The following is a 26,235-nucleotide window of genomic DNA, read 5'->3' on the forward strand; positions in this document are numbered from 1 at the left end:
GGCCGGGCATGGCTGATCCGGTTACCACGGCGCAGCTAAACGCGCGATGAAAAATCCGTCAGTGGTGTCCTGCAACGGGTCGAGCCGCAGGCCGTGGCCGCGCGGCGTCCCCGCTCCCAGATCAAGCGGAACGGCTTGCCAGGCGGAATGGCGCGCCAGAAATCCAGCGACCTGATCGGCGCCTTCGGCATCGAGCAGCGAACAGGTAACGAAGACCAAACGACCGCCCGGACGGACCAGAACGGCCGCCACGTCAAGCAGACGCGACTGAATTGCGGTCAGCCGGGCCAGCTCATGCGGGGTCAGCCGCCAGCGCGCTTCGGGATTGCGCCGCCAGGTGCCGGTGCCCGAGCACGGCGCATCGACCAGCACCGCATCCGCCTTGCCCGCCAGATCGACCAACGCATCCAGTTCGCGTCCTGGACCAAGCAGCCGCGTATCGATCGGCGGCACCCCGGCGCGCGCCGCACGCGGAGCCAGGCGCGACAGCCGGGCGCGGTCGGTATCGCAGGCGATCAACCGGCCCTTGCCGGCCATGTCCGCCGCCAGCGCCAGCGTCTTGCCTCCGGCCCCGGCGCAGAGGTCGATAACGGTTTCGCCCGGCGCTGCGTCGACCGCGGCGCAAGCGAGCTGCGAGCCGCCGTCCTGCACTTCGATCTGCCCGTCCTTGAACGCCTGCCACTGCTCGACCGGCGTCCCGTGAGCAAAGCGCAGCCCCTGCGGCGCGGCCAGCGGCTCGCCCGGCAGCGGCAATTCGAGCGCATCGCGCCGCGCCTTGAGCGTATTGACCCGCACGTCGAGCGGCGCGCGCGCCAGCAAGGCGGCTGCTGCGGCGCCGGCGATCCCGCTCTCGGCCAGGCGCTGGGTCAGCCATGCCGGCGCGATGCCACCCGCCGCCACTGGCTCGTCAGGGGCTATCGGCAAGGGCGCGTGGCGCGAGCCATCGAACAGCGCGGCCAGCGCCGCATCGTCCTGCGCCAGGTGAAGCATGGCCGCGCGGCCGCTGACCGGCACTTCGCCGCAGGCGCGGATCGCGCCATAGGCCAAATCGCGCACCGCGCGCCGATCGCCGCTGCCGGCAAAGCGGCGGGTGCGGAACCAGTCGGCAATAATCCGGTCGGCGCTTGGCCCGCCGCTGCGCGCTGCCGCAATCACCGCGTCGAGAATCTCGATCGCCGCCTGGACGCGGGCCTGGGGGGTCATGGTCGCCGCAGACGGATGCTGGCGTTTCTCGACTGCGCTCGAAACGAACGGACTTCAGGAAGAATCATTTTCTTTTCTTCCGTTCGTGTCGAGCGAAGTCGAGACGCGCGCGCGCAAACCCTAGCGCGTCGGATAGTTCGGTGCCTCGCGGGTGATGGTCACGTCGTGAACGTGGCTTTCCTTGAGCCCCGCCCCGGTGATGCGGACGAACTGGGCACGGGTGCGCAGGTCTTCGATTGTCGCGCTGCCGGTATAGCCCATCGCCGCCTTGATCCCGCCGACCAGCTGGTGGACCACGTCCTTGGCCGGGCCCTTGTAGGGCACCTGGCCCTCGATCCCTTCGGGAACCAGCTTCATCTGGTCCTTGATGTCCTGCTGGAAATAGCGGTCGGCACTGCCGCGCGCCATCGCGCCGACCGAGCCCATGCCGCGGTAGCTCTTGTAGGCGCGCCCCTGATAGAGGAACGTCTCGCCCGGCGCTTCCTCGGTCCCGGCCAGCATCGATCCGATCATGATGGTCGATGCCCCGGCGGCCAGCGCCTTGGCCGCATCGCCGCTGGTGCGCAGACCGCCGTCGGCGATGATCGGCACCCCGGCGTCGCGCGCGGCGCGGGCCGATTCCATGATCGCGGTAAGCTGCGGCACGCCGACCCCGGCAACCACCCGGGTGGTGCAGATCGAGCCCGGCCCGATCCCGACCTTGACCGCATCGGCCCCGGCATCGATCAGCGCCTTGGTCGCCTCATAGGTGGCGACGTTGCCGGCGATGATCTGGACCGAATTGCTGAGCTTCTTGACCCGTTCGACCGCGCGGGCGACGTCCTTGTTGTGGCCGTGGGCGGTGTCGATGATCACCACGTCGCATTCCGCCGCGATCAGCGCCTCGGTCCGCTCGAATCCCTTGTCGCCGACCGTGGTCGCCGCGGCGACGCGCAGCCGCCCGGTCGAATCCTTGGTCGCCTCGGGGTAATTGACCGCCTTTTCCATGTCCTTGACCGTGATCAGCCCGACGCAGTGGAAGGCATCGTCGACCACCAGCAGCTTTTCGATCCGGCGTTGGTGAAGCAGCTTGCGCGCGTCGTCCTGGCTGACCCCGGCGCGCACCGTCGCCAGGTTGTCATGGGTCATCAGTTCGCGCACCGGCTGTTTGGCATTGGCGGCAAAGCGAACGTCGCGATTGGTCAGGATGCCGACCAGCTTGCCGCCGGCTTCGACCACGGGGATGCCCGAAATGCGGTTGGCGGTCATCAGCGCCTGGGCCTCACCCAGGGTGGCATCGGGCGCGATGGTGATCGGGTTGACCACCATCCCGCTTTCGAAGCGCTTGACGGTACGCACTGCTGCAACCTGCTCCTCAACCGTCAGATTGCGGTGGAGTACGCCGATCCCGCCCATCTGGGCCATGACGATCGCCATGTCGGCCTCGGTCACGGTGTCCATCGCCGATGAGATCACCGGAATATTGAGCGAAATCTCGCGGCTCAACCGCGTGCGGGTATCGGCCATCGAAGGCACGATGTCGGATTCGCCCGGCCGCAGCAGAACGTCATCGAAGGTAAGGCCGAGAGGGATTTCCATGTGAGCCAGCGCTGTCCTGTATCGGGCGATTCGTGGCGGCCCACGTAAACACAGCGCGCCCTTTGGGCAAGCGCAGTGGTGCCCAGGCTACTTTGCCGCGGACGGAACCCGCTTGGGATCGGCGAACCAGCGCGCCAATGCGACGTGGAAATTCACGTCGTCCGCTGCCCCGCCCAGCTCGATCTCGGGCTTCACCACGTCGGTCGGGCGGTGATAATCGCCTTCCATGAAGCGCTCGATCCGCGCCGGATCACTCCATGAACTCGACACCATGACCGCCGGGACATCGTGCTTCATCATGGCCCAGCCATCCTGGCGCTTGACGTAGATATTGATCGCATCGCCCGACGCGATTTTGCGCTTCTGCTGCTTGGCCACCGCGGCGATTTGCGGATCGAGCGGAGTCATCCCCTTTCCGACCACGCCGAACGGCTGCCCGGCCGGGGCCAGGGCAACGCTGTCGATATTGAAAGCCGCAACGATCTGCTTGAGCGGCAGCGGCGGATTCTCGGCAAAGGCCAGTGCGCCTAGCAGGCCCAGTTCCTCGCCCGTGGTGGCCAGGAAGTAGACGTCGCGGTCCATCTGCGGGCCGCGCGACAGGCGCCGGGCAATCTCGGTCATCACCGCCACGCCGCTGGCATTGTCGATCGCGCCGTTGCAGATCTGGTGTTCGGCCGGGGGCGGGACGCAGCGCCCAAAGTGATCCCAATGGGCCATGATCAGCACCGCCCCGGCATCAGGACGTTTGCCTGGCAGGCGGCCAATCATGTTGTGGGTGTTGATCCGGGTTTCGCGGGTAGTGGCTTCCAGCGTCACCGCCAGATCGACCGGGCGCGGCACGAAGTCGGCCGCGGCCGCGGTCTTCTGCAAAGTGGCCAGCGTCTGTCCGCTGCCATTCAGCGCGCGGTCGAGCGCAGGGGCGGTGATAAAAGCTTCCAGATCGCCGCCCGGTTCTTCCCCGGCGATGACATAGCCCAGGCGGCGGCGGTGGCCGATCACGCTGTCGATGGTGCGATCGCCGTCGAGCACGGTCAACACGGCCGAAGCGCCACCGGCCAGCAACGCGTTCTGCCGCTCCGATCCGTCGCGGCTGCCATCCAAAATCATGGCAATGCGTCCCGCCAGCTCGGCACGCGGCGGCACCGCGGTACCCTGCCCGACGAACAACACCGGGGCGTTTTCCAGCAGGCTGCGCTTGCCCGAGGTGAGCACCAGTACCGCTTCGGCCGGAACCAGCACGCGCCGCCCCTTGCGCGTGAAGAGCGCGGCCGACCGGTCCGGCTCGCGGCCGATCAGGGTGACCGGCGCAAACCACGCGTGGCCGGGATCGTTCGTCCCCGATTCCAGCCCGATGTCGAACCACTGCTTACCCAGATAGCGCAGCGTCTTGGATTCGCCCTCGGTCCCCGGCTCGCGCCCTTCATAGGCATCGCTGGCCAATTCGGTGATGTGGGCGCGAAGCTGCGCGATCAGGGCCTGCTGCTCTTTCTCGGCGCGGCTTGCCGCCATCGCCGGGGTACAGGCCAGCGCCGCCGCCAGCAGCAGCGCGGTCGCTCGCTTCATCGCAGTCCAGCAACGGTTCATCGCAGCAAATCTACACCAGCCATGGTCGCCGACAAGTCCATTGATCGGCGCATGGTTCCTTCTTCTACGCGGGTGGCACGAAAGGCACACCAATCCTGACTCCCCCATGAAGAAGAAGTGGTTATAAGCACAATGAAATGCGCCGACGGACACTTCGCCGGCCGACACGGAGACACGCCCATGCGCCTGGACGATTTCGACCCCAATGCAGTCAACGTCGAAGATCAGCGCGGCGGCGGCGGTTTGCCGATCGGGCGCGGCGGACAGGTCGGCTGCGGAACGATCGTCATCGCGCTGATCGCCTACTTCGTCTTCGGGGTCGATCCGACCCAGATGATCGGTGCGGTACAGGACAGCGGATCTGCGACAACCCAGGTCGGTGCGCCGGCAGGGGGAACCACGGCTACTGAAAGCTGCTCAATCGACCAGGTCAGCCGCGAAACCTGCAATGCGCTGTCTTCGCTCAACAAGACCTGGGCGCCGGTCTTCGCGCGTGAAAACATCAAGTTCGCCCAGCCGAAGCTGTCGTTCTATTCGCAGCAGGGCCGATCGGGCTGCGGCACCGCACAAAGCGCGATGGGGCCGTTCTATTGCCCCAATGACCAGGGCATCTACATCGATACCGACTTCTATCGGCAGATGGACCAGCAGCTGGGCGCCAGCGGCGATTTCGCCCGCGCCTATGTCATTGCCCACGAATATGGCCACCATATCCAGAACCTGGTCGGCCTTGCCGAACAGGTCCAGTCGGCGCAGCAGCAGAACCCCGGCCGGGCGAACAATCTGCAGGTGCGGATGGAGCTGCAGGCCGATTGCTATGCCGGGGTCTGGGCCGCCAAGAACCGCGACAAGCTGGATGCCGGCGACATGGAGGAAGGCCTGCGCGCCGCCCACCAGATCGGCGACGACGTTCTGATGAAATCGGCCGGACGCCGCCCGGTCGAAGCGGCCTTCACCCATGGCAGCGCGGAACAGCGGATGACCTGGCTGCGCAAGGGCCTGGAAACCGGCGACGACAACGCCTGCGATACCTTCGCCGACATGCGCGGCTAGGGAACCTTCGCGCGCACCCTTCGTATCGCCAAAGACATATGGTCGCGTGAAGGGAACGCTGATGCTGCGCTATTCGCTTGTTGTACCGGTGCTAACCGCAGCGCTGATCGCCCAGCCCGCCACTGGCCGCGACCGGCAGGCGGTGCAGACCGACGCCCAGCGCCAGGTCGACGCGGTCGATGTTATCGCCACCCCCGCCAGCGATCTCAACCTGCGCAAGGACGAAATCCCGGCGGTGCTGGTTGCGGCGCAGCAGGCTCCCTATGGCAAGACCGGGCTGCGCACCTGCGCCCAGATCGGCACTGCCGTCACCGCGCTCGACGATGCGCTCGGCGACGATTTCGACATGCCGCCGGGCGACGCCGAAAAGATCTCGGCCGGCCGCATCGCCCAGTCTGCGGTCGGCTCGCTGATCCCTTTCCGCGGCATCATTCGCGAAATTTCCGGCGCGAATGCGCATGAGCGGCGTTTGACCCTGGCGGTCCAGGCCGGACTTGCCCGCCGCGCCTTCCTGAAAGGCTATGGCGAGGCGCGCGGCTGCCCCTACCCGGCCCGCGTCGCCACGCAAAAGGACGTCGCCCGGATGGTGCTGGCCGCCAAGACCCGGGCGTTAGCCGCTGCCGACAAGGCCAAGAGCGGTAAGGACAAACCCGCTGATCAGCCCGGGTTCGTCTCACAGCCGGTGGTGCAAAAGGTCGACTGACGCGGCGCGATCGGTTAGCGCGCGGGCATGCGCCTGACCGATTGCCACAACATCGACGACTTCCGCCTGCTGGCCAGGCAGCGCCTGCCCTGGCCGGTGTTCGATTACATTGACGGCGCCGCCGATGACGAACTGACCAAGGCGCGCAACACCGCGGCCTATCACGACGTCGACCTGGTTCCCGACGTGCTGGCCGGGGTCGAGACCATCGACACCGGCTGCACAATCATGGGCCGCCGCAGCGCCTTGCCGCTGATCCTTTCGCCCACTGCACTGCAGCGGGTGTTCCACTGGCAGGGTGAGCGTGCTGTGGCCCGCGCGGCGGAAGAATTCGGGCTGTGGTGCGGCATTTCCAGTCTGGCCACGGTCAGCATCGAGGAGATCGGCGCGCTGATTTCCAGCCCCAAGATGTTCCAGCTCTATGTCCACAAGGACAAGGGGCTCAACGCCTCGATGATCCAGCGTTGCAAGGACGCAAAGTTCGATGCGATCGCGTTGACGGTCGACACCATTGTCGGCGGCAAGCGTGAGCGCTGCCTGCGCAGCGGCTTTTCCTCGCCGCCAAAGTTCACCGCCAGTTCGGCGCTGTCTTATGCGATCAAGCCGCGCTGGGCGCTGGACTATGTTTTCCGCGAGAAATTCGCCCTGCCCAATCTCGACACTCACGTGCGCCAGGGCACCGCGGAATCGGTTTCGATCCAGCGCTATTTTTCCGAAATGCTCGACCAGTCGATGGACTGGAAGATGGTTGAGCAGATCCGCGCTGATTGGGGCGGGACTTTCTGCCTCAAGGGCGTGATGAGTGTGGCCGACGCGCGCCGCGCCGCCGAAATGGGGATCGACGCGATCATGCTGTCGAACCACGGCGGGCGTCAGCTCGATGGCAGCCGCGCCCCGTTCGACCAATTGCCCGAGATCGTCGAGGCGGTCGGCGGGCGGATCGAAATCATCTGCGACGGCGGGGTACGCCGCGGCACTCATGTGCTGAAGGCGCTGTGCAGCGGCGCCACCGCTGCGTCGGGCGGGCGGCTCTACCTCTATGCCCTCGCCGCTGCTGGGCAGGACGGGGTCGAGCGGGCGCTGACGATCCTGAAGGAAGAGATCGAGCGGGCAATGAAGCTGATGGGGGTCAGCCGCATCGACCAGCTTGGCCCGGAACGGCTGCGCCACCGATAACGAAACGGCGGGAGCATTTACGCTCCCGCCGTTCGCGGCGGCCCAGGGGACTGGTGACGGGCCGCTCAACCCTGCTTGGCGTTGCGCTCCAGTTCCTCGTCGAGCTGCTTGAGCACCTTGGCGCGGATGTCGGCGGGAATGCCCTTGTCGTTGGCAACCTCGTCGCGGGCCTTGCGGATCGCGTCGGCGGCGGTGGTCTTGGCGAATTCCCTGGCGCAGATCTTGATCTTGATGCGGTGGCGCTGGCCGTCGGCGTCGCTGCTTTCATCGACTTCGGTGGGTTCGCCGCCCTTGCAGTTCTTCCCTTCGATGGTTTCGGTATCGAAGGTCATGTGCTTCGCCATGCCTTCAGGCCCCATCCGGCGGATCACGATGCGATGTTCGCCGGGGCCGCCGGGGCCGCCGGGCGCGTCGGGCATGTCCGGCATTCCGGCCATCGCCTCGTCGACCTTCTTGTCGATTTCGTCGTCGCTCAGGTCCTTGTCGGTCTTGAACACCACGGTCTTGCCGTCCTTGGTGACGACCCGGGTCTTGAGTTTCCCGTCATCCTTGGAACCGCTGTCCTTCTCGACGATGACGATCTTCTTCTCCATCTTCAACGGCGCGCCCGGCGCTTCCGGTGCGGCAGGCGGCGCTGGCGCATCCTGGGCGGCGTAGGTGATCGATGCGGTCAGCGGCAGGGCAAGCACCCCGGCGGCGATCAGCAGGCGGCCGGCCAGGCGGCGGGTGGTACTCGGTTCGGTCATGGTCAGGCTCCTCAGACGATAGACGATGCTTTTTTCGGTCAGGACAGCGCAGGCCATCGGACTGGCCAGCGCCAGATCGGGGCCGCGGGCAAAATCGGCGATCAGGCGGGCGTAGGCAGCGCGGGCCGCACTATCGCGCCCGGCCAGCACGCGCGCATCGCAGGCTGCCTCCTGGTCGCGGCGCAAGGCGCGCCATCCGGCCCAGGCCAGCGGGTTGAACCAGTGCAGCGCCAGCAGCGGCTGCATGGCGAAGTTGACCGCGATATCGCGCCCGGCGTGATGCTCAAGCTCGTGTGCCAGCGCCAGCTCATAGGCGACCGGGTCGCTCGCCTCGGCAAACCCGCGCGGCAGGGCGACGATCTGGTCGATCACGCCGAAGGCCGCGGGAACCGCAATGGCATCGCTTTCGATCACCCGCACGGCGCCGCGCCGCTCGATCAGCTGGGCCCCGCGCAAGGCCCGATGGCGCAGCAGAAAGTAGCCGCCCAGCCGCAATGCCAGGAACAGCATCGCACCGCCAAGCCACAGGACCGTCAGCGCAAGCCACGGGTCGAACGACGGCGCGGCCGCCGTGGTTGTGGTGACGACCTCGCCGGCTATGAATACCGGCTCGGCAACTGGTGCAGCCGGAACGGTGACGGTCAGCGTCGGCAGCAGCATCCGCAACAAGGGCAGCAGCCACAGCGCATAGGCCATGCCAGGGCCGAAATGTCGCGCCACGGGACGGCGCAGGACGAGCACCAGCGCGATCAGCGCGCCGGTGGTGACAAGCGTGTCGACCAGCCAGCTCACTTGCGCAGCCCCTGCAGCAGCGCCTCGATCTCGGCGATGTCGGCCGGGGTCAGCGATTCGCTTTCGGCCAGGTGCGCGAACAGCGGCGCGGCGCGGCCGCCGAACAGCCGATCGACCAGCCGCCGCGATTCGCCGCCGACATAGTCGGCGCGGGCCAGTGCCGGGGTATAGAGAAAGCGCTTGCCGTCGGGCTCGGTCAGCACTGCCTGCTTGGCCACCAGCCGCGACAACAGCGTCTTGACCGTTGCCAGGCTCCATCCGCGCGCCGGGGCAACGGCATCGGCGACCTCGTTTGCGGTCAGCGGCGAAGCGGCCCACAGCGCTTCCATGACGGCGTGCTCAGCCTCGCTGATGCGCTCGCCCGACGGAACCTCTTCGGCCATGTCCAACCTCTCGTTTACACCTGTAATCGACTACAGGCGTAAACGTGAATGGTGGATGAATGGGAACCGACGTTTCAGGCCTTGGGTTTGTCGCCTTCGACCTTCTTGGCGTCATCCTTTTTGGTGAAATCGACCGGCTTGAATTCGTTCATCTGGTCGATCTTCAGTTCCTTGGCCTTGGCCAGCAGCGCGGCCTTGTCGCCGCCCGCGGTGATTGCCGCCATCAGCTTGGTGAAGGGATTGTCGGTGGCACCGTGCGGGGCATAGGCCAGCGGTGCCAGTATGAACTTGGCCAGCTTGATGTCGCCAGCACGCAAGGCCGACATCACTGCGCGGGCCCGCAGCGACTCATCCGACGGAACCAGATAGACCGCGCGGTTGATCCCGGTGTCGGCGCCGGCCGGCGGGACCTGTCCGACGACCACAAAGCTGTCGTAGTAGCTCTGGAACGGCTGGGCGAAATCGGGTGCCAGCTTGTTCGCGGCCAGGAACCAGCGGCGTCCTTCCTTCAGCAATGCCGGGTCGTTGTTCTTGGCCAGCGCCCGCTGCACCGCGACCCGGCCCTTGTAGACCATGGCCATCACATTCTTGGGATCGGCGGCCAGCGCCCGGTCCGCAGCTGCGTCGGCAGCGTCGTAGTCCTTGGCATCGTACTCCATTTCGGCCATCGCCCGCTGCACGAAGGGATCGTTCGCAAACGTCGTCGCGATCGGACGCGCCCGCAGCGCCAGCGGACGAGCGGTCTTGTCGTTGACCCCGACCGCCGACTGCAGCCGGAACGGAAGCATTGCACCCTCGCTGGGCGAGAGGTTGCGCACCGCGACATCCAGCGGGGTCTTGATCTTGTCGACCGGGATCAGCGAACTAGGGAATTTCGATGCCCTTATGTAGCGTTCGATTTCCTTGTCGAGCTGATCCAGATCACCGAACACCTGCTTGCCGGCCTTCAGCGGGTCGTCCCCCGCGTTGATCGCGTCGATGTACTTGAAAAACTGCCCAGGACGCTTGCCGCTGATCAACAGATAATGGCACAAAGCCCAGCCACGACTATAGAGTTCGATTCCGTCGTCGCCCTTGGGCCTGACCATCCCATTGCCCAACAGCTGCGCCACCGACCAGCGTGATGCCGCACCGATATCGAACAGGCGGTTTGTGTTGGGGCCGCCGACGATCGCATTGCCCTTGTCGTCGAACCTGACCGACATGAACAGCTCAGCCAGCCCCTCGGTAGCCCAGGCCGGGAAGTACTTGCCGCTATTCGAGAGCAGCATGTGGTGGGTATATTCGTGGAACATGATGCGTTCGGGCGTAAATGTGCCCACCGCGAAATTGGGCATGTTTGGCAACCGCTCAGGGATCACACCAAGCGCGCCTTGCGCAGTAGCATTGTAAAACCCCCCAACACCCTGGCGGCCATAGAGCTTTTCGACATCGCCCATCGTCGCGACGTAATAGATCGTCGCCATGTCGTCGGTCTGCACATTGAACAGACCGCGCAGCACTGCGTCGAACTTCTCCAGCTCAAGCGTGCGCGCCTTCAGATCGTCGGGCTTCATATCGCCATAGACGGTGAAGTGCTTGGACTTGGCCTCGATCCATTCGGCCTGGGCCGGGGCAGCAAGCCCGGCAAGCGAAACAGCCGCGAGCGACGCGGAAAGCAATTTACGGAAAGACATGTGCGGACCCCGAATAAACATACAGACCAGCATCCTAGACCAGGTCCTCGGCGATTGGAAAGTGCTGCCGGTCGATGCGGATATGTCGCTGGTACCGGGTCTTGCCGCGTTGCTAAGCCGGCAGTCCGCCCGTCTGGCGCAGCGCCTCGCCCAGAGCGAGTCCGGCGGCCATGGCCAGGTTCATCGAGCGCACTTCGGCCCGGATCGGCAGCCGCAGCCGGGCCTGGCAGACATCGGCGACGGCGGCAGGCACCCCGGCGCTCTCCTTGCCGAACAGCAGCACGTCATCCGGCCTGAACGCGAAATCATAGGGCGACTGGCTGGCCTTGGTGGTGAACAGCACCAGCCGCCGCGGGCCAAGCGTTTCGCGGAAGGCGGCGAACCCGACGTGGCGGACAATCGCGACGTGATCGATGTAATCCATCGCCGCCCGCCGCACGCGCTTGTCGTCCCAGACGAATCCCAGCGGCTCGATCAGATCCACCGCCACGCCAAGACACGCGCCCAGCCGCAACACGGCACCGACGTTTCCGGCGATCTCGGGTTCGTAGAGGGCGAGGCGGAGAGCCATCGACCGGACTGGATAGCCTAGTAAACCCGCTTCTTCGGCTTGATGTACTCCACGTCGTCGGTCAGCGTGAACTCGTGGACCGGGCGATAGTCGAGCTTGACTGCGCCGCCCTTGCCGCCCCAGCCGTCGAACCAGGCGGCGGTGTGCTTCATCCAGTTCTTGTCGTCGCGATCGGGGAAGTCCTCGTGCGCATGGGCGCCGCGGCTTTCCTTGCGGGCGTGGGCGCCGTGCAAGGTGACGCTGGCCTGGCTGATCAGGTTGTCGAGCTCGAGCGTTTCGACCAGATCCGAATTCCAGATCAGGCCGCGGTCGGAAACGTGGATGTCCTGCATCTTCTGGTAGGTCGCGGCTAGCTTGGCCTTGCCTTCGGCCATCAGCTCGTCGGTGCGGAACACCGCGGCGTGCTGGCTCATCGCGCGCTGCATTTCGGTGCGGATTTCCGCGGTCGGCGCGCCGCCCTTGGCATGGCGGAAGTGATCGAGCCGGCCCAGCGCGAGATCGGCGCTGTCCTTGGGCAGTTCGCCCTGCGCCGCGCCCGGCTTGACGATGTCGCGCAGGCGGTGCCCGGTCGCGCGGCCGAAGACGACGAGGTCGATCAGGCTGTTCGAACCGAGGCGGTTGGCGCCGTGGACCGAGACGCAGGCCGCCTCACCCACCGCGAACAGGCCGGGGACGACCGTTTCGGGATTGCCGTCGGCGCCGATGGTCACAACTTCGCCGTGGTAGTTACAGGGGATGCCGCCCATGTTGTAGTGCACCGTCGGCACCACCGGCAGCGGCTGGCGGGTCAGGTCGACCCCGGCGAAGATCTTGCCGCTTTCGGTGATCCCGGGCAGCCGCTCGGCCAGCACGTTTGGATCGATATGGTCGAGGTGAAGGAAGATGTGGTCCTTGTGCGGACCGACGCCGCGGCCTTCGCGGATTTCCAGCGCCATCGAGCGGCTGACGACGTCGCGGCTGGCAAGGTCCTTGGCCGAGGGGGCATAGCGTTCCATGAAGCGCTCGCCCTCGGAATTGGTCAGGTACCCGCCCTCGCCCCGCGCGCCTTCGGTGATCAGCACGCCGGCACCATAGATGCCGGTCGGGTGGAACTGGACGAACTCCATGTCCTGCAGCGGCAGGCCCGCGCGCAGCACCATCCCGCCGCCATCGCCGGTGCAGGTGTGGGCCGAGGTCGCGGTGTAATAGCTGCGGCCGTAACCGCCAGTCGCCAGCACCACCGCCTGGCTGCGGAAGCGGTGGATCGAGCCATCGTCCATGCACAGCGCGATCACGCCGACGCATTTCCCGCCGTCCATGATCAGGTCGATCGCGAAGTATTCGATGAAGAAGTCGGCGGCGTACTTCAGGCTCTGCTGGTAAAGCGCGTGGAGCATGGCGTGGCCGGTGCGATCGGCCGCGGCGCAGGTGCGCTGTACCGGGGGGCCTTCGCCCATGTTCTGCATGTGCCCGCCGAAAGGGCGCTGATAGATCGTGCCGTCGGGGTTGCGCGAAAAGGGCACCCCGGCGTGCTCCAGCTCGTAGACCGCCTGGGGCGCTTCACGGACCATGTATTCGATCGCGTCCTGATCGCCCAGCCAGTCCGACCCCTTGACGGTGTCGTACATGTGCCAGGTCCAGTGATCGGGCGTGTTGTTGCACAGCGATGCGGCGATCCCGCCCTGCGCGGCCACGGTGTGGCTGCGGGTCGGGAACACCTTGGTAATGCAGGCGGTGCGCAGGCCCGCCTCTGCACTGCCCATCGTGGCGCGCAGGCCGGAGCCGCCGGCACCGACGACGACGGTGTCATAGGTGTGATCGATGATCTTGTAAGCGGGGGCGGTCATCTCAGGCTCCGAGCGCAAGGCGGACGACGCACAGCAGGCCGAAAGCGGCCCCGGCGAAGGCGGAAAGGTTGAGCAGTGCCATGGCGGCGAACTTGTTGGCGTGTTCGTGGACATAGTCCTCGATCAGCACCTGCAGCCCCAGCCGGGCGTGCCAGAAGGTGCTGATCACGAACAGCCCCAGCGCCGTGGCCGGGACCGGCCGGGCGAAGAATTCGCGCATCGCGCCATAGGAGTGGTCGGGCATGGTCAGCAGCGTGATCAGCAGCCACAGCCCCAGCACCAGGTTGCCGATCGCGGTGAAGCGTTGCAGCAGCCAGTGGTGCGTGCCCGAATGCGCCGCACCCAGCCCGCGCACCCGGCCGATTTCGGTTCCGTTACCCATTGCCCCGTCCTCCTATCGCACCAGCACCAGGGTCCAGACGGCAACCGTCAGGACCACGGCAACGACCGGTGCGACGACCGACCAGAAGGCGTTGGTTTTCAGCTCGTACCCCGCGCCGATGTCGAGCACGAAGTGTCGCAGGCCCGACAGCATGTGGCTGAAGAAGGCAAAGGTCAGCCCGATCAGCACGACCTTGCCGTACCACGTGCCGGCATGGGCCAGGAACGCGGCATAGCTTTCCGGACCGCCGGCGAGCGAACCTAGCCAATAGAGCAGCACGCCCAGTCCAACGAAGGCCATGCCATCGCCGGTGACGCGGTGGAGGATCGACACGAACATCGCCGGTCCCCAGCGCCAGATCTGCAGATGCGGCGAAAGCGGTCGGTTGCTGGCAGCGGCCATCGGCCTGTTTCCCTTCACGAAGCCCTTGGTCCGGCGCAGGGCCGGTCAGGCATCCCCTTAATCAAAACGCCCGGCGGTGCAAGCGGGCGCGGCGGCAAGATGCACCTTTCGCCACCACCGGAATAGACATAACGCGATCATGGCCTATGGAGCGAAATCATGACCCAGCTTAAAGCCCCCCTGACGGCACTGGTCACCGGATCGTCGCGCGGGATCGGCGCGGCGATTGCAGCGCGGCTGCGGGGGCGCGGCGTGACGGTGGTCGGCCATGCCCGCAGTGCGATCGATGCCGATACGATCGCGGCCGACCTGACCGACCCCACCGCCGCCGCGCGGATCTGGGAGCAAGCGCTTGAGCGTTGCGACGGACAGATCGACCTGCTGGTCAACAATGCCGGGCTGTTCGAGGCCAATCCGCTGGGCCTGTCGGACATCGCTTGGCTCGACAATTGGGAAGACACCCTGCGCATCAACCTGACCGCCACGGCCGAACTGTCGCGCTATGCGGTACGGGCCTGGCTGGAAAGTGGGCGGACGGGCCGCATAGTCCACGTCGCCAGTCGCGCCGGCTATCGCGGCGATTCGCCCGATCACTGGCACTATGCCGCGGCCAAGGGCGGGATGATCGCGATGCACAAGACCATCGCCCGGCAATATGCGGCGCAGGGCGTGATGAGCTATGCGATCTGCCCCGGCTTTACCGATACCGCCATGGCCGGGGATTACCTTGCCAGCCGCGGCGGACCGGGCTTGCTCGCCGATATCCCGCTGGGCCGCGTCGCCACGCCCGACGAGATCGCCGCGATCGCGGAATTTTGCGCGCTTGACGCACCCGAAAGCATGACCGGAACGGTAATCGATGCCAATGGAGCCTCTTATGTCCGGTAGACTGTTCCTGCAACTTCCGGTGCTGTCCTTGCTTGGCGCCGCGCCCGGGCCTGCGACTGAACGGGCCGGGGCGACCAAGGACATCGTCGCCGCCTGCGGCACGCGCGATGGCTGGTCCGACCCAGCTCCACCAGCGCACATCCACGGGCGGTCATGGTACGTTGGCACCTGCGGCATTACCGTGGTGCTGGTCGAAACGTCCGCTGGCCTCGTCCTGATCGACACCGGCCCGGCCGATGCCGCGCCGCACGTGCTGGCCAACATCAAGGCGCTGGGCTTCAACCCGCGCCAGGTCAAATGGCTGCTGATGACGCATGAGCATTTCGACCATGTCGGCGGCATGGCGGCGATCAAGGCGGCGACCGGCGCGAAGCTGCTGACCCAGCCCGTCGTCGTCCCGGTCATGCGCAGCGGCAAGGCTGATCCGGCTGATCCGCAAGCGCTCCTGTTGAACAAGGAGCCGATGGCACCGGTCAAGGTCGATCGCACGCTGCGTGACGGCGACACACTTCAGGTCGGCGACACGCGCTTTGCGCTCCACGCCAATCCGACCCACTCGCCGGGATCGACCAGTTGGACCTGGAAAAGCTGCGAGGCGGGCAAATGCCTGACCATCGCCTATGCCGATTCGATCAGCACGATCTCCTCGGATGACTATCATTTTTCCGCTCATCCGGAGCGGGTCGAAGCCGCGCGGACCGGCCTGCGCAAGATCGAGGCCTTACCCTGCGACGTGCTGCTGACCCCGCATCCGGGCGGCAGTGACCTGCTCGAGCGCCTGTCGGGCAAGGAACCGCTGGTCAGTCCGCGCGCCTGCGTCAGCTATGCCGCGGATGGCAGCGAACGCCTGATGCAGCGTCTGACGAAGGAAGCGGCGGCACCCAAGTGACCAGCTGGAAGCTTACTCTGCTGGCCCAGCGCGGGGTGATCGAGGCGGCGCTGCTGGCACACGAGGACGCGCTCGACTGGGATCCGGAGATTGTCATTTCCGGCAGCGAGATTGCCGAGGACCAGCCCGAGGACTGGCAGCTCGAGGCATGGCTGCCGCGCAAGCCGAGCAACCAGGACAAGGATGCCGTCGCCGCGCTGTTTCCCGGCCAGCCGCCGCGGCTCAAGGCAGAGCGACTGCCCGACACCGACTGGCTGACCCACAGCCAGCAGGGGCTGGAGCCGATCCGCGCCGGACGGTTTTACGTCCACACGCCGGAGCATGCCGCGCTGGCCGAGCCGGGGGTGCGCGATTTCGTCATTCCCGCCAGCCAGGCCTTCGGCACCGGCCAGCACGCCACCACGGCCGGGTGTCTGGCCATGCTCGACCGGATGAAGCGCGACGGCGTGGTTGCGCGCAACCTGGCCGACATCGGCACAGGCACAGGCCTGCTCGCCTTTGCCGCGCTGCGCCTATGGGCCCGCGCGCTGGCAACGGCGAGCGACATCGACGCGGTCTGCCTTGACGTCGTTGCCGACAATGCCGCAGCGAATGGTGTGGCGATGGGCGCGCGACCGGGGGAACTGACCATGCTGGTCGCCGACGGAATGGAACACCCGCTGCTCAAGGCGCGCGGGCCCTATGACCTGATCATCGCCAATATCCTTGCCGGGCCGCTGATCGGACTGGCTCCCCACTTTGCCAGGTCGCTGGTGCCGGGCGGGCATTTGCTGCTCGCGGGTCTGCTCGAAAGCCAGGAAGCCCAGGTTCGTCGCGCCTGCCGCCGCGCCGGCCTGCGCCTCGCCCGGCGCATGGTCAATGGCGACTGGTCGATCCTCTGGCTGAGGAAGCGTACCGCCCGATGAAGCCGCGCCACCTTGCCCTGATGGTCCTGATCTGCCTGATCTGGGCGACCAACAATGTCATGAGCAAGCTGATCGTTGGCACCCTGCACGTGCCGCCGCTGTTCTTCACTGCGCTGCGCTTTGGCATTGTCGCCTTGGCCACGCTGCCCTGGCTGCTGCCGATGCCGCGCCCGGCCTGGCGGCTGCTGCTGATCGGTCTGTTCATGGGCGGCGGGAGTTTTGGGCTGATGTTCATCGCGCTGACCTGGGTTTCGCCCAGCGAGGCCGCAGTAGTGGTCCAGATCAGCGTTCCGATCACCGCGCTGCTGTCGATCGTCATGCTGGGCGAACGGATCCGCTGGCGCCGCGGCCTGGGCATCACGCTCGCGCTGATCGGGGTGTTGTTGGTGGTCTATCAGCCGGGCCTGCACATCTCGGCGGGGATGGCATTCCTCCTGGCTTCGGCGGTCTGCGGGTCATTCGGCGCGGTGATGATGAAGCAGATGGGCGATATCGCCCCGCTGCGGTTCCAGGCCTGGGTCGGGGTAACCGGGCTTGTCGTGCTCGCCCCCGCGTCGCTGCTGTTCGAACCCGGTGCCTTCGCCGCGACGCGCGACGCGGGCTGGGTCATTGTCGCCTGCGCGCTCTATGCCGCGCTGGTCACCTCGGTTTTCGCCCACACCGCCTATTATTTCCTGATCGGGCGCTATGAGGCCAACCTGGTCGCGCCGCTGACCCTGCTGACCCCGCTGATCACGATCGGCCTGGGGGTGTGGATCACCGGCGATCACATTGACGCCAAGATGATCGTCGGATCGGCGATCGCCCTGACCGGGGTGCTGATCATTGCCCTGCGCAGCCGCTCCGCCCCGCTGGTCCAGGCGCAGGAGCATACCTGACCTTAACCTCCTGCGCGCTATGACGGCTTCATGGGCATCCAGCGACCGAGATCCGGCAGCACCGGCAGCCGCCACTTCAACCGGCTACGGCTGGGCGTGCCGGCAACTCTCGTGCTCACCAGCGGCAACCGCCCTTGCCTGATCGACGACATTTCCTGCACCGGCACCCGCCTGCGCAGCGAGACTGCGCTGACCGCTGGAGAGACCGCAGTGCTCTCGTTTCACGAACTGCGCCTGTTCGCCACGGTGCGCTGGGCCCGCGAACGCGAATGCGGGCTGCATTTCGACCGCCCGCTCGACCTGGAAGACATGCAGGGCATGCTGTGGATCACCGAGAACCGCGCTCTGTATGACCGGATGTGCGCGGCTGGCCACGCGATGGACTGGGCCGACGGGATCAGGGACTAGCCCGCCGGCCCACTCACGACGCCTGTCGTTCTATGTCGCGCAGGCCGGTGCCGGGGCATCGATGCGTGGTCCGGTGCCTTCTGGACGTATCTGCACCGCCGTGATCGTCGCCGTGTTGCCATAAGGATTGGCTACCTTGTGGACGTGATTGGCCGGCTCGACGAAGGAATCGCCGGCGTGATAGACTGTCTTTGAACAGTCCGACCCATCGGACCATTCAACTTGCCCCGATGTGATCGTGACCAGGGTGAGGCCGGTATGGGTATGCCAGCCGCTGTGACCGCTGGGCTGGATCGTCAGGTTATCGACCCCGACGGTCGAGGTGTCCTTGGTCTTGAGCGTCACATCCCAATGCCCGGCCTTGTCGGCCTTGGCCAGGACTTCGTCCAGACTGCCGACCGCCTGCGGATTGCCGCTGAAACCCGAACCGGGCGTTGCCAGCGCAGGCACGCCGATCATCGCGACGGCTCCCGCCACCGCGGTTGCACCGAGCAGCGCGCCAAATGCCTTCTTGCGACCATCCGTTTTGAACAGCTTCGTCATAGTCAGACTCCTCCAGACGAGCACGCGCCGCCCGTGCCGAACGCACAAGTGGTCGGCAGCGTCGCTCAAGCTGTTTCGTGAGGCGTCGGATGAGCGATCAGCGACCCATTATGCTTTGGTCAGCCAATTCGACTCGATCACGGAACGCCGAGACGCTAATGGATCAGCTAACGTTTCGCAATATTATTTCAGCTGCGGCAAGCTAGACGCAAGATATTGATCACCAAGACTTATCCGGCGGCCTTGACGATTTGAGCCCAGGCCGCTTCGTCGATCACTTCGATCCCCAGCTCTTGTGCCTTCTTGAGTTTGCTGCCCGCGCCGGGTCCGACAACGACCAGATCGGTCTTGGCGCTGACCGTTCCCGCTGCCCGCGCGCCGAGGCGTTCGGCCTGGGCCTTGGCCTCGTCGCGGCTCATCGTCTCGAGCGCGCCGGTGAAGACCACAGTCTTGCCGGCGACCGCGCTGTCCTTCGTTTCAACGACGTAAGGCGGCGGGCTTACTTCGCTGAGAAGATCGTCCCACACCGCCACGTTGTGTGGCTCGTGGAAGAAATCGCCCAGCGCCTCGACCACGGCGGGGCCGATGCCGTCGATGCTGGTCAGCACGTCGCTTTCGCCCGCGACAACGGCGTCGCGCAGCGCCGGGAGCGTGACGAGCCGCTTCAGCAGGTCGCGCGCGGTCACGGCCCCGACATGGCGGATGCCCAGACCGAACAGCAGCCGCGCGGCATCGGGCGCGCGCTTGGCCTCGATTGCCGCCAACAGGTTGTCCACAGACTTGTCCTTCCACCCTTCCTGTTCAAGGATGGCGCTACGCCGCGCCTTGAGGCGGAAGATGTCGGCCGGGCTTTCCAGCCAGCCGAGCGCGAAGAACGCGTCGATGGTCTTTTCCCCCAGCCCCTCGATGTCGAGCGCGGCGCGGCTGACAAAGTGCTTGAGCCGTTCGGTGCGCTGCGCCGGGCAAATCAGCCCGCCGGTGCAGCGCACGTCGACCTCGCCCTCCTCGGCCACGGCTTCGGACTGGCATTCGGGGCAATGATCCGGGAATTGATAGGCTTCGCGCGGCGCATCGCGGGTCAGGTTCGCGACCACCTGCGGGATGACATCGCCGGCGCGCTGGATCACCACGCGGTCGCCGGGGCGCACGCCAAGCCGGGCGATCTCGTCGCGGTTGTGCAGCGTGACGTTGGAAACCACGACGCCGCCGACCGTCACCGGGGTTAACCGCCCGACCGGGGTCAACTTGCCAGTGCGGCCAACCTGGATATCGATCGCCTCCAACGTGGTTTCGGCGCGCTCTGCCGGAAACTTGTGCGCCAGCCCCCAGCGCGGCGCCTTGGCCACGAAACCCAGCCGCTCCTGCCAGTCGAGGCGGTCGACCTTGTAGACCACACCGTCAATGTCATAAGGCAGGTCGGCCCGGGCATGCTCGATGCTGCGATAATGCTGCAACATCGCCGCCGGCGTCTCGCAGCGCACCAGCAGCGGCGAAACTGGCACGCCCCAGGCGGCCATGCGCTGCATCATTGCGTACTGCGTGTCTTCCGGGATCGCCGATGCTGCGCCCCAGCCGTGGGCGAGAAAGCGCAGTGGCCGCGCGGCGGTGACGCTGGCGTCCTTTTGCCGCAGCGACCCCGCCGCAGCATTGCGCGGGTTGGCGAACACCTTGCCCCCGCTGGCCTCTTGCGCGGCATTGAGCGCCACGAAATCGGCCTTGGCCATATAGACCTCGCCGCGGATCTCGAAGACCTCGGGAATGTCGCCGGAAAGGCGCTGCGGGATGTCGGCGATGTGCGCGACATTGGCGGTCACATCCTCGCCCACCTGGCCGTCGCCGCGGGTCGCCGCGCGCACCAGAGTGCCGTGTTCGTAGCGCAGCGAACACGACAGCCCGTCGATCTTGTCCTCTGCGGTCATCGCCACTTCGGCATCGGCGGACAAATTGAGATAGCGCCGCACCCGCGCGACGAAGTCCTCCACCTCATCATCGGCGAAAGCGTTGTCGAGGCTCATCATCCGCACCGCGTGAGTCACCTTTGACAGCGGCGAAGCGGCGACTTCGTGGCCAACCTGGCGACTGGGCGAATCCGATCGGATCAGGTGGGGAAAGGCCGCTTCCAGTTCGGCATTGCGCCGCACCAGCGCATCATATTCCGCATCGGACACCTCCGGCGCGTCCTCGGCGTGGTACAGCCGGTTGTGATGCGCAATCTGCCGCGCCAGCCGCATCAGTTCGTTCGCGGCGTCGGCTTCACTGATCTCGATTCCCATGGGCTGGTCTTAAGCCCTCGCCAGCACCGTCGCCACCATTTCGCGGCGCACGCGAAAGCCCAGCGTTTCATAGAGGCCGATTGCTCGCGCATTGCCTGCCCAGGAATGGAGGAACGGGGTTGCGCCGCGCGCGGTCATGTCAGCCACGACCCGGCGGATCAGCTTGGCGGCAAGACCCTTGCCCTGGAACTCGGGCCAGGTGCACACCGCCGAGACTTCGTCGAAACCCGGTGCTGGTAGCATCCGTTGCCCGGCCATGGCCATCAGCCGCCCCTCGCGCTTCAGGCCGTAGAATGGGCCGTAGAGCCGGGTCTTGTCGCCCCACGGGCCAGGCTGAGTCGCCAGCGCCAAGGCGGTCATGTCGGCGCTGTCGGCTTCGCCCAGCAGCACGCAGTCCTCGTCGCCCAGCTGCAGCGGCGCGGGTCGATCTGCGACCATCTGGACCAGCGGGGCGGTCTGCCGAACCTGCGTTCCGGGCGGCGCGGGCCAGGCCTCCGGCTCGACCAGCCAGACCTCGCCCGCAGCGGCGATCGCGGCCAGCGCCGCCTGGGCCTCTGGCCCGGAATCGCGCGCCGCCGCGAACGGCCCATAACCCGGATCGAGCCGCACCGCCGCGCCCTGCACCGCGGCAAGGTGCGCTTGGCGCCCAGTCAGCGCACCCCAGATCGGCCGATCGAGCGGTTGCGCGCTCACACCCCCTCCAGCAGCCGATCGGCCTGGGCCCGCGCCTCGGGCGTGACTTCGGCGCCGGACAGCATCCGGGCGATTTCTTCCTGCCGCCCGCCGGCATCGAGCAGGTGGACCGAGGTGCGGGTGACGGTGCCCTCGCTCGACTTGGCGATGACGTAATGCTGCCCGCCGCGCGCCGCGACTTGCGGGCTGTGCGTAACCGCGAGCAATTGTCCGCCATCTGCCAGCCGCGCCAACCGTTCGCCGATCGCGCTGGCCACCGCGCCGCCGACCCCGCGGTCGATCTCGTCGAAGATGATTGTCGCCGCTCCGCCCTGCTCGGCCAAGGCGACCTTGAGCGCGAGGATGAAGCGCGACAGCTCGCCGCCGCTGGCGATCTTTGTAAGTGGGGCGAAATCGGCGCCGGGGTTGGTGCTGATCAGGAACTCGACCGCGTCGATGCCCGCTGGCCCCCAGCGCTCTTCTGGCAATTGGCGCACGCTGGTCTGGAACCGTGCCGCGTCAAGTTTGAGCGGAGCCAGTTCGGCCGCGACGGCCGTATCGAGCCGGATCGCCGCTGCGATACGCTGCGCCGAAAGCGCGGATGCTTTAGCGCGATAAGCGTCGCCAGCGGCCTGCGCCGCCGCTTCGAGCGCCGCCAGCCCTGCCTCACCGCTTTCGATCAGGTCGAGCGCGCTGCGCATCTCGCGCATCTTGTGGGGCAGATCGTCGACCTGGCACTGGTGCTTGCGCGCAGCGGCACGCAGTTCGAACAGGCGGGTTTCGATCCGGTCGAGCGCGGCGGGATCGTGGCTCAGCGCATCGGCGGCGCGGACCAGCTTGTCTTCGGCCTCGCTGCCCTCGATCACTGCGCGGTCGAGCGCGGCGAGCGCTTCGCTCAGCAGCGGGTGCTCGGCAGCGATCCGGTCGAGCCGCCGTGCAGCGCTGCGCAAGCTGGCCAGCGCCGAATCCGATCCGGCCCAGAGGTGTTGCAATTCGGCGAGGTCCCCCGACAGGCGCTCGCCCTTCTGCATCGTTGCGCGCGCTTCGGCGAGCTCCGCCTCTTCACCCTGCACCGGCTCCAGCGCGGTCAGTTCGGCCAGATGGGCGAGCAACAAGTCGCGGTCGGCCGAGGCCTGGCTGACCGCACTGCGCGCCATGTCCAACGCTTCTTGCGCCGCGCGCCAGGCGTGCCACGCGGTTTCGACCCCGGCGGCATCGGCCCCGGCAAAACGGTCGAGCAACAGGCGGTGACCGCGCGGGTTGACCAGGCCGCGATCGTCGTGCTGGCCATGCAATTCGACCAGGTGTGCCGCCAGTTCGCGCAGCAGCGCCGCGCCGACCGGCTGATCGTTGATGAACGCCTTCGACCCCCCGTCCGCCTTGAGCCGGCGCTTGACCAGCAGCGGCTCGCCCGGTTCGACATCGACCTCGGCCTCGGCCAGGACGGCACGGATCGGCGGCGGCAGGCGGTCGAATTCAAAGCTGGCGGTGACGCTGGCCTGATCTTCCCCGGCGCGGACCAGGGCGCTGTCGGCGCGATTGCCCAGCACAAGACCCAGGGCGTCGAGCAGGATCGACTTGCCCGCCCCGGTCTCCCCCGTGAGCACGCCCAGCCCCGCGGAAAAATCGAGGTCGAGCGCTTCGATCAGGACGATGTTGCGGATGGCGAGGCGGGTCAGCATGTTCGCGGGCTGTTCTAGCGAAGCCGCAGCGCCGAGTCACGCCCAAGCGCTATGGGCGGGACACCGTTGCCGATGCCCCGCCCCAAGCCAGGCCCCCGAATGGAAGGGGCCGCTGAAACAGCGATCTAGAACTGCACCTTGAGAGTGCCGCCGAACGTGCGCGGATCGCCCGGCGTGCCGACAATCAGCCCGGTGCTGCCCGGAGCGACCTGGAGCAGTTCGAAATACTTGACGTCGAAGGCGTTGCGGACCCAGCCGAACAGGTCGATCCCGCCCTTGGTGCGAAAGCCGAGGCGGAAATTGGACAAGGCGTAACCGGCGATATCGGTCGCTGCCGAGGGCGACGGGTTGGACGAGAAGTGCGTCCGGGCATTGCCGTCGAAGCCGAAGTAGACTTGGCCCTCCTTGGCGAACAAGGTCGCCGGCAGGTTGTATTCGGCGCCGTAGGATGCGCTCCACTTCGACACGCCGGGGAGCGGCGAGCCCGAGATGTCACAGCTTGCCGGGCTGTTGCCGCCGGGCGTGCCGGCGGGCGAAGCCGGGCTTGCGGTACCGCCGCCCGACAGCCCCGGCGGGCACGGCGCGCCAGAAAACTTGCGGTAGGTCGCATCGGTGTAGGCGCCGTTGACATAGAGATGGAAGCGCTCGCTGGGTCGCAGCGAGAGATCGGCCTCGAACCCCTGGGTGCGGACCTTTTCGGCATTGGCCAGATAGCCGCGCGTCGTGCTGACCTGGCCGGAATTGACCAGCGCCTGGAAGTTGCTGATGTCGGTGCGGAAGGCAGACAGGTTGAGCGTCACCGCATCGTCAAGGAAGCGCGACTTGATCCCGGCTTCGAAATGGTTGACCGATTCGGGCTTGATCGTCGCGACCGCCAGGATCGGCTCGCCAGTGACGGCATTGTTGGGCACGCCATTGAGATTGATCCCGAACGATTTGAACGTCTTGGCATAGGTGGCATAGACCAGCACGGCCGGCGTCACCTTGTAGCTGACGTTAATGTCGTAGGAGAAGTTCCAGTCGCTGTCGGCCACGTCGAACTTCTGCGGGGTCAGCTGGTCACGCCGCGCGGCAGTGCGGATGTCGGTGATCGGCAGGCCGGTATTGGGATCGGTGAACAGCACCGGATTGCCCGATCCGTCGAACACCAGCCGCTGATAGCCGCCGACCTTCTTGTCGTAATTGACCCGCACCCCGGGCTGCACGGTCAGGGCATCGGTAACCTTCCAGGCGAACTGGCCGAACAGCGCCGCGCTGGTGTTGTTGAGGTAGATGGTGTTGAAGGCGGTCAGCCCGTTCAATACGCTGGGATCGCAGGCCAGCTGGTTGCTGGCGCTGGGGCCGCAACCGGGCAAGCCCGGAGGGGCCGCCGCTATCGAACCGGGGTTGAGCAGCCAGCGACTGGCGGCACTACCCAGCTGTTCGGTGCCCTGGGTCCGCACGGTCTGGTAATAGCCGAACGCGCCCAGCACGAAGTCATAGTGCGTGCCCGAATAGTTGTAGCGCAGTTCCTGGGTATACTGGTTCTGCTGCGAGGGGTTCTGCGACTTGGTGGTGATCGGCAGGCCGGTGAAATCGCGGTCGTTGGCCGGCTTCCAGTCCCAGAAGCGCCAAGCGGTGACCGAGGTCAGCGTGCCCTCGCCGCGGTCCCACTTGAGCCGCAGCGCCGCGCCGCCGATCTTGTTGCCGGCGTTGAGATCGGCATCGACGTCGGTCAGCCGGTCGAAGGCGTTGCGGCTGGCGACGGTGTAGCCGAGCGACTGGGCCAGTGCGTCGTACTGGCGGTTGGCGGCGCGCTGGGTAGTGGTGACCCGGGCAAAGACCGTGCCGCAGCATTCGGGATCCTGGATCGAATAGTCGCCCGACAGCGTGATATCGAGATCGTCATTGGGCCGATACAGCAGCTGCGCGCGCAGTCCCAGGTTGTCCTGCTCGTTGATCCAGTTGCCGCTCTTGACGTTGTAGATCGTGCCCCTGCGGCTCGTGCTCGATAGTGCCAAGCGCACCGCGACCTTGTCTGACAGCGGCCCGGAAATCGCCGCCTTGGCCTGCTTGAACTGCAGGTTGCCCACGCTCACTTCGGCCCGGCCTTCGAAATCGAAGGTCGGCTGGCGACTGGTGATGTTGATCGCCCCCGCCGTGGTGTTCTTGCCATAGAGCGTGCCCTGCGGCCCGCGCAGCACTTCGATCTGGGCAACGTCGAGGAAGTCGAAGGTCGAGGAGGCAGCGCGGCTGTAATAGACGTCGTCGACATAGATCCCGACGCCCTGTTCGAAGCCGTCGTTGGTCAGCCCGAACGGCGCGCCGATGCCCCGGATCGACAAGGTGGTGTTGCGCGGATTGGACGACGAGAACTGCACCGTCGGGGTCAGCTGCTGCAGCCGCCCGACATTGAAAGTGCCGGTATTGTCGATGTGTTCGCCCCCGACGACCGAGATCGCCAGCGGCACCGCCTGCGCCGATTCCTGGCGGCGGCGCGCGGTGACGATGATCTCGGGCTCGTCGGTCGCGCCGGTGCCGACCGAACTGGGGGCGTCCTGAGCAGCATCGACGACAGCCGGTGCGGCGGTCGTGCCGGCCAATGCCGGGCTGGCGGCAAGAATGGTCGAGGCAAGCAAGGTGGTACGGACGAACGTAAGCATTGGCCAAATCCTAGGTAGGGAATTGGATTGCATCCGGCGATCCGGTCTGCCCCCCATCAAGTTGAAACTGCACAAAAAAGTACCGGGGCCGGTCATGCGCGGCCGGCCCCGGGGTAAAGGAGGGTCAGGCGAAGCGCTGGCGCTCGGTCACATCGAGCTGGACCACCTTGCCGTCGTGAACGGTAAGCTGGACCACCCCGTAACGCAGCCGCGAAACCGCCTCGGCCACCGCCTGGAGAGGGGCGTCGGTGGGCTGGGGCAGCTGGGTCTGAACGCGCGGGGAACTCTGCAACAGATCGCCAGGCATCGCTGATCTCCTTCGCCGCCAAGTTATCTCTACCATAAAGATAGACAAGAGCAGATTCGCTTGTCGGCGACGA

Annotated in this window: 24 protein-coding genes; 8 read left to right on the forward strand and 16 right to left on the reverse strand. The window is 66.4% G+C overall.

Annotated features, from left to right (window positions below; translation table 11 throughout):
• Window positions 1-21: 21 nt before the first annotated feature.
• The 3 genes from ACFFF7_RS00125 to ACFFF7_RS00135 all read right to left on the reverse strand — a co-directional run bounded on the left by ACFFF7_RS00125 (window position 22) and on the right by ACFFF7_RS00135 (window position 4,344).
• Window positions 22-1,203: an RsmB/NOP family class I SAM-dependent RNA methyltransferase gene (locus tag ACFFF7_RS00125; RefSeq protein WP_379479335.1), complete on the reverse strand. Its 1,182-nt coding sequence runs from the start codon at window positions 1,201-1,203 to the stop codon at window positions 22-24.
• 120 nt (window positions 1,204-1,323) lie between these two features.
• Window positions 1,324-2,781, reverse strand: coding sequence for an IMP dehydrogenase (guaB, locus tag ACFFF7_RS00130; protein ID WP_379479336.1), 1,458 nt, complete (start codon window positions 2,779-2,781; stop codon window positions 1,324-1,326).
• 87 nt (window positions 2,782-2,868) lie between these two features.
• Window positions 2,869-4,344, reverse strand: coding sequence for a M28 family peptidase (locus tag ACFFF7_RS00135; protein ID WP_379479337.1), 1,476 nt, complete (start codon window positions 4,342-4,344; stop codon window positions 2,869-2,871).
• Window positions 4,345-4,545: 201 nt separating this feature from the next.
• On the opposite strand from ACFFF7_RS00135, the gene ypfJ reads away from it, so the two are divergent.
• The 3 genes from ypfJ (at window position 4,546) to ACFFF7_RS00150 (ending at window position 7,297) form a co-directional block, all read left to right on the forward strand.
• The gene (ypfJ, locus tag ACFFF7_RS00140; RefSeq protein WP_379479338.1) at window positions 4,546-5,418 is read left to right on the forward strand and encodes a KPN_02809 family neutral zinc metallopeptidase; all 873 of its coding nucleotides are present in this window, start codon (window positions 4,546-4,548) and stop codon (window positions 5,416-5,418) included.
• A gap of 61 nt (window positions 5,419-5,479) precedes the next feature.
• Entirely contained in the window at window positions 5,480-6,121 is a 642-nt protein-coding gene (locus ACFFF7_RS00145; RefSeq protein ID WP_379479339.1) for a hypothetical protein, read from the forward strand.
• A 27-nt stretch (window positions 6,122-6,148) separates the two neighbouring features.
• Complete coding sequence (locus ACFFF7_RS00150) at window positions 6,149-7,297, forward strand: alpha-hydroxy acid oxidase (protein ID WP_379479340.1); 1,149 nt, start codon at window positions 6,149-6,151, stop codon at window positions 7,295-7,297.
• Window positions 7,298-7,362: 65 nt separating this feature from the next.
• Here ACFFF7_RS00150 and ACFFF7_RS00155 read toward each other — a convergent pair whose 3' ends face one another.
• From ACFFF7_RS00155 to sdhC, 7 genes are all read right to left on the reverse strand, one after another.
• Window positions 7,363-8,835 (reverse strand): M56 family metallopeptidase, encoded by a 1,473-nt coding sequence (locus tag ACFFF7_RS00155; protein ID WP_379479341.1) that lies wholly within the window; start codon window positions 8,833-8,835, stop codon window positions 7,363-7,365.
• Window positions 8,832-9,218 (reverse strand): BlaI/MecI/CopY family transcriptional regulator, encoded by a 387-nt coding sequence (locus ACFFF7_RS00160; protein WP_379479342.1) that lies wholly within the window; start codon window positions 9,216-9,218, stop codon window positions 8,832-8,834. The genes ACFFF7_RS00155 and ACFFF7_RS00160 overlap by 4 nt, the downstream gene beginning before the upstream one ends.
• A gap of 74 nt (window positions 9,219-9,292) precedes the next feature.
• Window positions 9,293-10,894, reverse strand: coding sequence for a hypothetical protein (locus ACFFF7_RS00165; RefSeq protein ID WP_379479343.1), 1,602 nt, complete (start codon window positions 10,892-10,894; stop codon window positions 9,293-9,295).
• Window positions 10,895-11,006: 112 nt separating this feature from the next.
• Entirely contained in the window at window positions 11,007-11,465 is a 459-nt protein-coding gene (locus ACFFF7_RS00170) for a tRNA (cytidine(34)-2'-O)-methyltransferase (RefSeq protein ID WP_379479344.1), read from the reverse strand.
• Between the two features lie 17 nt (window positions 11,466-11,482).
• The gene (gene sdhA, locus ACFFF7_RS00175) at window positions 11,483-13,291 is read right to left on the reverse strand and encodes a succinate dehydrogenase flavoprotein subunit (RefSeq protein WP_379479345.1); all 1,809 of its coding nucleotides are present in this window, start codon (window positions 13,289-13,291) and stop codon (window positions 11,483-11,485) included.
• Window position 13,292: 1 nt separating this feature from the next.
• Window positions 13,293-13,673, reverse strand: coding sequence for a succinate dehydrogenase, hydrophobic membrane anchor protein (gene sdhD, locus ACFFF7_RS00180; protein ID WP_379479346.1), 381 nt, complete (start codon window positions 13,671-13,673; stop codon window positions 13,293-13,295).
• 12 nt (window positions 13,674-13,685) lie between these two features.
• Window positions 13,686-14,075 (reverse strand): succinate dehydrogenase, cytochrome b556 subunit, encoded by a 390-nt coding sequence (sdhC, locus tag ACFFF7_RS00185; RefSeq protein WP_379479347.1) that lies wholly within the window; start codon window positions 14,073-14,075, stop codon window positions 13,686-13,688.
• 159 nt (window positions 14,076-14,234) lie between these two features.
• On the opposite strand from sdhC, the gene ACFFF7_RS00190 reads away from it, so the two are divergent.
• Genes ACFFF7_RS00190 through ACFFF7_RS00210 form a run of 5 tightly spaced genes read left to right on the forward strand, consistent with a single transcriptional unit; the run spans window position 14,235 to window position 18,043 of the window.
• Window positions 14,235-14,963, forward strand: coding sequence for an SDR family NAD(P)-dependent oxidoreductase (locus ACFFF7_RS00190; protein ID WP_379479348.1), 729 nt, complete (start codon window positions 14,235-14,237; stop codon window positions 14,961-14,963).
• Complete coding sequence (bla, locus tag ACFFF7_RS00195; RefSeq protein WP_379479349.1) at window positions 14,953-15,852, forward strand: subclass B3 metallo-beta-lactamase; 900 nt, start codon at window positions 14,953-14,955, stop codon at window positions 15,850-15,852. The genes ACFFF7_RS00190 and bla overlap by 11 nt, the downstream gene beginning before the upstream one ends.
• Complete coding sequence (locus ACFFF7_RS00200; RefSeq protein WP_379479350.1) at window positions 15,849-16,757, forward strand: 50S ribosomal protein L11 methyltransferase; 909 nt, start codon at window positions 15,849-15,851, stop codon at window positions 16,755-16,757. Before bla ends, ACFFF7_RS00200 begins: the two co-directional genes overlap by 4 nt.
• Entirely contained in the window at window positions 16,754-17,635 is an 882-nt protein-coding gene (locus tag ACFFF7_RS00205) for a DMT family transporter (protein WP_379479351.1), read from the forward strand. The genes ACFFF7_RS00200 and ACFFF7_RS00205 overlap by 4 nt, the downstream gene beginning before the upstream one ends.
• Window positions 17,636-17,665: 30 nt before the next feature.
• The gene (locus ACFFF7_RS00210; RefSeq protein ID WP_379479352.1) at window positions 17,666-18,043 is read left to right on the forward strand and encodes a PilZ domain-containing protein; all 378 of its coding nucleotides are present in this window, start codon (window positions 17,666-17,668) and stop codon (window positions 18,041-18,043) included.
• Between the two features lie 30 nt (window positions 18,044-18,073).
• On the opposite strand, the gene ACFFF7_RS00215 is transcribed toward ACFFF7_RS00210, so the two are convergent.
• The 6 genes from ACFFF7_RS00215 to ACFFF7_RS00240 all read right to left on the reverse strand — a co-directional run bounded on the left by ACFFF7_RS00215 (window position 18,074) and on the right by ACFFF7_RS00240 (window position 26,162).
• A complete protein-coding gene (locus ACFFF7_RS00215; protein ID WP_379479353.1) occupies window positions 18,074-18,586 on the reverse strand; it encodes a cupin domain-containing protein in 513 nt (170 codons plus the stop codon).
• Window positions 18,587-18,816: 230 nt separating this feature from the next.
• Entirely contained in the window at window positions 18,817-20,859 is a 2,043-nt protein-coding gene (ligA, locus tag ACFFF7_RS00220) for an NAD-dependent DNA ligase LigA (protein ID WP_379479354.1), read from the reverse strand.
• A gap of 9 nt (window positions 20,860-20,868) precedes the next feature.
• On the reverse strand, window positions 20,869-21,552 hold the full coding sequence (locus ACFFF7_RS00225; RefSeq protein ID WP_379479355.1) for a GNAT family N-acetyltransferase: 684 nt from the start codon (window positions 21,550-21,552) through the stop codon (window positions 20,869-20,871).
• Window positions 21,549-23,213 carry a DNA repair protein RecN gene (gene recN / locus ACFFF7_RS00230; protein WP_379479356.1) on the reverse strand — a complete coding sequence of 555 codons (1,665 nt, stop codon included), beginning with the start codon at window positions 23,211-23,213 and terminating at the stop codon, window positions 21,549-21,551. The genes ACFFF7_RS00225 and recN overlap by 4 nt, the downstream gene beginning before the upstream one ends.
• 125 nt (window positions 23,214-23,338) lie before the next feature.
• Window positions 23,339-25,855 (reverse strand): TonB-dependent receptor, encoded by a 2,517-nt coding sequence (locus ACFFF7_RS00235; RefSeq protein WP_379479357.1) that lies wholly within the window; start codon window positions 25,853-25,855, stop codon window positions 23,339-23,341.
• Window positions 25,856-25,979: 124 nt separating this feature from the next.
• A complete protein-coding gene (locus ACFFF7_RS00240; RefSeq protein ID WP_379479358.1) occupies window positions 25,980-26,162 on the reverse strand; it encodes a YezD family protein in 183 nt (60 codons plus the stop codon).
• Window positions 26,163-26,235 lie beyond the last annotated feature (73 nt).

The sequence above is a fragment of the Novosphingobium aquiterrae genome (assembly GCF_042434435.1).
GTDB lineage: Bacteria > Pseudomonadota > Alphaproteobacteria > Sphingomonadales > Sphingomonadaceae > Novosphingobium > Novosphingobium aquiterrae.

What these genes read in the sequence shown, in the direction of transcription:
- ACFFF7_RS00125 (WP_379479335.1), bottom strand. Translation starts at nt 1,203, where the DNA reads ATGACCCCCCAGGCCCGCGTCCAGGCGGCGATCGAGATTCTCGACGCG.
- ACFFF7_RS00190 (WP_379479348.1), top strand. Translation starts at nt 14,235, where the DNA reads ATGACCCAGCTTAAAGCCCCCCTGACGGCACTGGTCACCGGATCGTCG.
- recN (WP_379479356.1), bottom strand. Translation starts at nt 23,213, where the DNA reads ATGCTGACCCGCCTCGCCATCCGCAACATCGTCCTGATCGAAGCGCTC.
- ACFFF7_RS00215 (WP_379479353.1), bottom strand. Translation starts at nt 18,586, where the DNA reads ATGACGAAGCTGTTCAAAACGGATGGTCGCAAGAAGGCATTTGGCGCG.
- ACFFF7_RS00205 (WP_379479351.1), top strand. Translation starts at nt 16,754, where the DNA reads ATGAAGCCGCGCCACCTTGCCCTGATGGTCCTGATCTGCCTGATCTGG.
- ACFFF7_RS00145 (WP_379479339.1), top strand. Translation starts at nt 5,480, where the DNA reads ATGCTGCGCTATTCGCTTGTTGTACCGGTGCTAACCGCAGCGCTGATC.
- guaB (WP_379479336.1), bottom strand. Translation starts at nt 2,781, where the DNA reads ATGGAAATCCCTCTCGGCCTTACCTTCGATGACGTTCTGCTGCGGCCG.
- ACFFF7_RS00150 (WP_379479340.1), top strand. Translation starts at nt 6,149, where the DNA reads ATGCGCCTGACCGATTGCCACAACATCGACGACTTCCGCCTGCTGGCC.
- ACFFF7_RS00160 (WP_379479342.1), bottom strand. Translation starts at nt 9,218, where the DNA reads ATGGCCGAAGAGGTTCCGTCGGGCGAGCGCATCAGCGAGGCTGAGCAC.
- ligA (WP_379479354.1), bottom strand. Translation starts at nt 20,859, where the DNA reads ATGGGAATCGAGATCAGTGAAGCCGACGCCGCGAACGAACTGATGCGG.
- ypfJ (WP_379479338.1), top strand. Translation starts at nt 4,546, where the DNA reads ATGCGCCTGGACGATTTCGACCCCAATGCAGTCAACGTCGAAGATCAG.
- bla (WP_379479349.1), top strand. Translation starts at nt 14,953, where the DNA reads ATGTCCGGTAGACTGTTCCTGCAACTTCCGGTGCTGTCCTTGCTTGGC.
- sdhA (WP_379479345.1), bottom strand. Translation starts at nt 13,291, where the DNA reads ATGACCGCCCCCGCTTACAAGATCATCGATCACACCTATGACACCGTC.
- ACFFF7_RS00235 (WP_379479357.1), bottom strand. Translation starts at nt 25,855, where the DNA reads ATGCTTACGTTCGTCCGTACCACCTTGCTTGCCTCGACCATTCTTGCC.
- ACFFF7_RS00210 (WP_379479352.1), top strand. Translation starts at nt 17,666, where the DNA reads ATGGGCATCCAGCGACCGAGATCCGGCAGCACCGGCAGCCGCCACTTC.
- ACFFF7_RS00135 (WP_379479337.1), bottom strand. Translation starts at nt 4,344, where the DNA reads ATGAAGCGAGCGACCGCGCTGCTGCTGGCGGCGGCGCTGGCCTGTACC.
- sdhC (WP_379479347.1), bottom strand. Translation starts at nt 14,075, where the DNA reads ATGGCCGCTGCCAGCAACCGACCGCTTTCGCCGCATCTGCAGATCTGG.
- ACFFF7_RS00240 (WP_379479358.1), bottom strand. Translation starts at nt 26,162, where the DNA reads ATGCCTGGCGATCTGTTGCAGAGTTCCCCGCGCGTTCAGACCCAGCTG.
- ACFFF7_RS00165 (WP_379479343.1), bottom strand. Translation starts at nt 10,894, where the DNA reads ATGTCTTTCCGTAAATTGCTTTCCGCGTCGCTCGCGGCTGTTTCGCTT.
- sdhD (WP_379479346.1), bottom strand. Translation starts at nt 13,673, where the DNA reads ATGGGTAACGGAACCGAAATCGGCCGGGTGCGCGGGCTGGGTGCGGCG.
- ACFFF7_RS00170 (WP_379479344.1), bottom strand. Translation starts at nt 11,465, where the DNA reads ATGGCTCTCCGCCTCGCCCTCTACGAACCCGAGATCGCCGGAAACGTC.